This window comes from Thermanaeromonas sp. DSM 22490 (assembly GCF_056378755.1).
Window position 1 is genome coordinate 1 of record NZ_JBJHHE010000054.1, and the last position, 2936, is coordinate 2936.

Consider the following 2936-nt stretch of genomic DNA (forward strand, 5'->3'; position numbering starts at 1 on the left):
TCCTCAGTTCGTTTTCTGAGGAAGATTATCCCTTAAACTCGAGCACTGTGCCAAGGTGGGTTGTATTTGACGCTTACATTCCGAAAAAGGCCTGGTCTTCTCCTGTGTTCTCATTCAGCCAATCCAGGGCTTGCCTATGTTCTTCCCGAAACTGAGGCGAAATCCAAATAGCTATTCTGGCTCCCCGCCCTGCAGCATAGGTGATGAGCTGCCCCAAGTGAGTATGATCTGTAGGGCCAAGCTGATTTTCAATGACTACCGTACGCCCTGAACTCAGGTCTCGCCCCACGAGATCTACTGCAAAAGGCCCTACCGGGCCTTCCTGCTCAATTATTTCAATATCCAGTCCTAAAACTTCATTTAGCCTGCCTATATTTTCTTTGAGCCACGGAGTAAAATCCTTGGCTTCGTAACCCCAAACTTCCCTGATATCAACTTCGGTTAAAACGCCTAGCTCCAGCATATTTATTCCCGCCTTTCCGATATTTAGCCAAGGGCTCACCAGCTTACGGCGCTATATCCATGCCCGCTTTAACTACGCCGTTTAGCCCGCCAAACAACCGGGGCATTTTTTCATTAGCTACTTTACTTTCCCGCCCACAGCATAGGTGATTAGGGTCTGCTATGCTTATCATGTCAAACCGGCATGAGACCAAGAACAACGGCATGCACGGGAAAACGCTCCCGGGTTTCCCTCTCGCCTGCCGCTTTTCTTCGTCTCCTCCATAATAATCGCGGAAATAGTCCACGGAGTATTTTTCCGCAGGCCACCCCAAACAGGCCTGAACGTATCAAAACCTGGCGGGCCTAACTTCCATCAGCGGAAGGCCGGGACAGACCTTGCAAAAAAGTTTTTATTTCTACCATAAAACGCTCTATGTCTCCCAGATCTTTTTGTAAGATTTCATAGAGTTCCTGGTCGCCAACCTGGTAGTAAAGATGAACCAATCTGTTTCTGTATCCCGCCATAGCTGTCAAAGTTCGACCCAGTTCAGGGCTGATAACTTTTTTCCGGACTAACCCCTGGGCAATAGACTTGTATTCTGTAGCCAGGTCGATAGAGCCCGATTTGGCTAAAATATGTCGGCCAATATCAAAGATAGCTTCGAGACAGCGGCGCAAAAAACTTTCTGCCGCAGCAGGGTTTCGGACATCGCTTGTAAATTCTTCATAAGTCATGCGACCCAACCGCCGAAGCTCGGTTATCCACTGTTTAATCATTTCCAGCCTCTGAGATACCAATAGCACGTTGATCATAATATCACCTTAGTTCCTCCAAGCGCTCTTCATAATATTTTTCCAAAACATAACGAAAATCTGCTGCCCGGGCTAAGATTGCATGTTCGTAGGCATCCCTAAGGTCATCGTTCTCACAATAAATACATGTACCGGTAATCGCCTCCACCTGAAAAACAGAGTGGGTCTCCTGCAAGAAAATCAAATCAAGGTTAAGGGGAAGAAACAAATCACTTAATTCATTATATATTTGTGCATAGAGCCTATGTTTGGTCTCGGGTAGACGATTAAAATCTTTAAAGACTACACCTACATCAATATCCGCCAAAGGGTCAACTACCGTTACAGGCTGGTCAAGAAGGAGCCGTATACCGTCTTCCCTTTGGGAACCAAAAAGGTAAGCTAGTATAATACTATAGCGCTTACAAACAGCCTTTAGTTTTTGTAACTTGGACATAAATTCATCGCTCCCGGAGTTTTTCTTGCCCAATTTTAGGATTACATTTTAATGTACATGGGGCAGCTTGCTGGCGATGGGACCCGCCAGGGTATTACCGAATGCCGCCCTCCGTAAACGCGCCACACGTTTCCGACCGTGGCGGAATGCGTCTGCACCGCCACTTCTCCACCCTATCATGTTCCTGCCGGTGTTCCTGTACGAATACCAGTTCCCAAAGTCTCCGCGTGCTTTCGGGAAGTGTGCGCAATCCATAATAATCCTTCAAAAACACTTCTCGAACTTTTTGAACCCCATACTGCTCGAAAATCCACTTCACTTGCTCCCACGTGCCACGTGACAGAACAACCTTAATAATCATTTCAGCACGGTTCTCAACACCTATGCTTTGGAGGTCCTAGTTCCTAAACAGTCCCTCAAGTAAGCTCGGAACTGCCACAGAAGTCACTCCCTCTTTTCAAGGCAAGGCCGGTACCGCCAGGAAAATAAAACGATTTCGCTAAATTGCTTTTCCCAATACCGCTCAAAAATCGCCATCCGGCTTCATCCAAAACTTGCTCCAGGGCCACTATTTGTACTTCGTACCTCTCTCTTGAGGCCCAGCGGAGTGGTTCCCGGCTAGGGCCCGTTCTACAAAGGTTCCTCCCTCATTTTACCAGAAATATGGGAAAGCTGCTAGAGAATATTAATTAGCAATTATTTACCGATTTTTAACAGGGTCCACCTCCCGGTAAGCCCTATTTCCCCGCGCCCTGGCCCTCCACCACCTGGCAGTCCACACCGCCCAGCCGGGCCACCACTACCGTCAGTATGGTGAGGGACTTTTCCAACTCCTTTATGAGGGGCTCCAGCCGCACCAAAAGGTAAAAGACCACCACCATAGGAAAACCGTAGTTGGCCGCCAGCTTGAGTGTCTCTTCCATGCCGCTTCACCCGACCTTTGCAAGACTTTCAAACCGGGCGCGGGGTCCTACCGGCTAAGGAAACCCTGCCCGATATATATTAAGTAAAAAGATCGGCACGTAAACTTAATGCCGGTCTTTGTCTTAAGGGTAAACATAGGAAGGGGTAATGTCAAGGGACCCAAACCCTGGCGAATCCCCAGTTTGATGATTCTAATGCTTCTGAGAGTGACAGTGAGAAAGGAAAAGGGAATCCTCCTTTGGAAGATAACCCCATTAATCCCTAACTGCTCTTTTCCAGCTTGATACCCCTGTTACTGATGTAACTGACCAGGGACTCC

The 2936-nt window shown here is 47.8% G+C and carries 6 protein-coding genes; all 6 read right to left on the bottom strand.

The genetic code is table 11. From position 1 onward, the window contains the following. Nucleotides 1-73: 73 nt before the first annotated feature. Nucleotides 74-463, bottom strand: coding sequence for a hypothetical protein (locus AC1BI1_RS15200; protein ID WP_476718151.1), 390 nt, complete (start codon nucleotides 461-463; stop codon nucleotides 74-76). A gap of 43 nt (nucleotides 464-506) precedes the next feature. Beyond that, on the bottom strand, nucleotides 507-749 hold the full coding sequence (locus tag AC1BI1_RS15205; protein WP_476718152.1) for a hypothetical protein: 243 nt from the start codon (nucleotides 747-749) through the stop codon (nucleotides 507-509). 58 nt (nucleotides 750-807) lie between these two features. Further along, entirely contained in the window at nucleotides 808-1257 is a 450-nt protein-coding gene (gene hepT / locus AC1BI1_RS15210) for a type VII toxin-antitoxin system HepT family RNase toxin (RefSeq protein ID WP_476718153.1), read from the bottom strand. A gap of 4 nt (nucleotides 1258-1261) precedes the next feature. Then, a complete protein-coding gene (locus AC1BI1_RS15215; protein WP_476718154.1) occupies nucleotides 1262-1693 on the bottom strand; it encodes a nucleotidyltransferase domain-containing protein in 432 nt (143 codons plus the stop codon). Nucleotides 1694-1787: 94 nt separating this feature from the next. After that, a complete protein-coding gene (locus AC1BI1_RS15220) occupies nucleotides 1788-2078 on the bottom strand; it encodes a DUF6922 domain-containing protein (protein WP_476718156.1) in 291 nt (96 codons plus the stop codon). A gap of 352 nt (nucleotides 2079-2430) precedes the next feature. Next, nucleotides 2431-2616, bottom strand: a complete 186-nt coding sequence (locus AC1BI1_RS15225) for a YvrJ family protein (RefSeq protein ID WP_476718155.1) — start codon at nucleotides 2614-2616, stop codon at nucleotides 2431-2433. Between the last annotated feature and the right edge of the window lie 320 nt (nucleotides 2617-2936).